This is a genomic window from Desulfoprunum benzoelyticum, from assembly GCF_014201505.1.
In the GTDB taxonomy this organism is placed as follows: domain Bacteria; phylum Desulfobacterota; class Desulfobulbia; order Desulfobulbales; family Desulfocapsaceae; genus Desulfoprunum; species Desulfoprunum benzoelyticum.
The window spans coordinates 1-1,646 of sequence record NZ_JACHEO010000049.1 but is presented as its reverse complement, the minus strand read 5'-3'; the positions used below and the strand labels follow the sequence as shown (position 1 = coordinate 1,646).

Annotated in this window: 1 protein-coding gene; it reads right to left on the bottom strand. The window is 54.4% G+C overall.

Features of this window, described 5'->3' with window-relative positions:
• Window positions 1–497: 497 nt before the first annotated feature.
• Window positions 498–1,529: an IS110 family RNA-guided transposase gene (locus tag HNQ81_RS17240; RefSeq protein WP_183352661.1), complete on the bottom strand. Its 1,032-nt coding sequence runs from the start codon at window positions 1,527–1,529 to the stop codon at window positions 498–500.
• Window positions 1,530–1,646 lie beyond the last annotated feature (117 nt).

Sequence of the window (1,646 nt, the reverse complement as noted above, 5' to 3'; positions counted from 1 at the left end):
AAATGGGGTCATCCATGATAAGTATTGTCAATGGGAAAACGGAGGTTTCCCGTCTCGCCCAGGAATGAGTCTGCTTCCGCCTTGCTGCTGCCCCGATCTTGGCTACACCTCGGTGGGAGCGGAAGCTGGAGGGCCGTTCCGAGAATGGGCCAAAGTGTAGCTCGTCGGAGGAATGGCCCTCCCGCTGGAGCGGGTTGCGAGCTCAACTCAATGCCTTGCGCATTTTCAAACACCCTGCCGCAACTCGATCTTTTTCTTCTTGTCCAATGAGTCAGCGTAAACACGCGACCAGACATCCATTTGCTGCATTCGAGACCGGATACGGTTCATATTACCCTGTATCCTCATCGACCTCGGCAGAAGATTGAGTGTGGGTCAACCCACCGGCCTCGAAACAGAGTATAAGCTGCATTGCATCCTTTGCATGCAGAGACCCCAATTCGGCGAGGACCGGCGGGAAGATCGTGGTTTTTGGTAGAGCGTATGCTGCTTTTTTCCTAACCCGCTTTTTGTTCCTCGCGGAAGACGAAGTTGGTTTCGCCTTTGTCAACCGCCATCATGTAGGCGACCAGTCGTCTGGCCACCGCAAGTGTGGCTCGGTTCCGGTTGCCTCTGTTCAATTCCCGCTGATGGATGTCAGCCAGTTGTGGGTTCCAGCGCGGGGCTAATTTTGCCGCCTCGACCAGAATGCTCTGGAGATGTTTGTTGCGCTTTTTGGAGATCGGTCCCCGCTGTTGCTTGCCGGCGGATTCCCGTTGCGCACTGCACAGCCCGCAGTAACTGATGGCCTGGCGAATTGAGCCAAATCGAGAAACAGGCCCGATTTCCAAAACCCAGGTCAGCGCCGTAACCTCGCCGACCCCGGCAATGGTTATCAAGCGGGTAACCCTTTCCTGGATTAGTGGATTAGTCCGCAAGGTTTGGATCAGCCGTTTCTGGAACGTCTGGAACATCTCAAACCCGGCACGACTCAACATCAGGAGTTCCTTGACCGAAGGCGGTATCTCGTCAAGCCTGTCCAGCAGTTCATGGAAATATTTCTTGCCACGCAGGCGGTTCTTGCTGTAGCCGGCCCCAACTTCCATCAACAGGCCGGACATTTTGTTGTGCATGTTGACTGCGGTCCGCACCAGGTGATTGCGATATCGTAGAATCCGCCGCAACTCCCTGATTTCTTGCGGGAGCATGGCACATTCCGGCAACAAGTCGACCCGCAGAAGATCGGCGATCTTCTCCGCGTCGGCCTGGTCATTTTTCTTCTTGGCCGCAGTGATGGCTTTGAGCATCTCGGGGTGGGCCACCTTCAACGCCAGGGCATGGGGCGCGAGAAAATCATACACCCAGCCAGTGAAGATGGTGGCCTCCATCGCTCCGATCCATGGACCGGGTAGGCGCTGCGCCCATGCACTCAACGATACCCTGTCTGCGGAAACCATCCCTTGATCGACCAGGCGACCGTCAATAGTTTTGATGCAGTAGGCAATCATCTTCTTGTGGATATCCAACCCGATAAAGTAACATGCGCTCATAGAAACCTCCCTGTGGTGTATTTTGGGCGAGCTGGTTCTCGACCCAACAGTTGTTAAACATTATACCCACATGGAGGTTTCTTCCGTTCTTGGGGCTTATGCATTCAAACAGAGTAA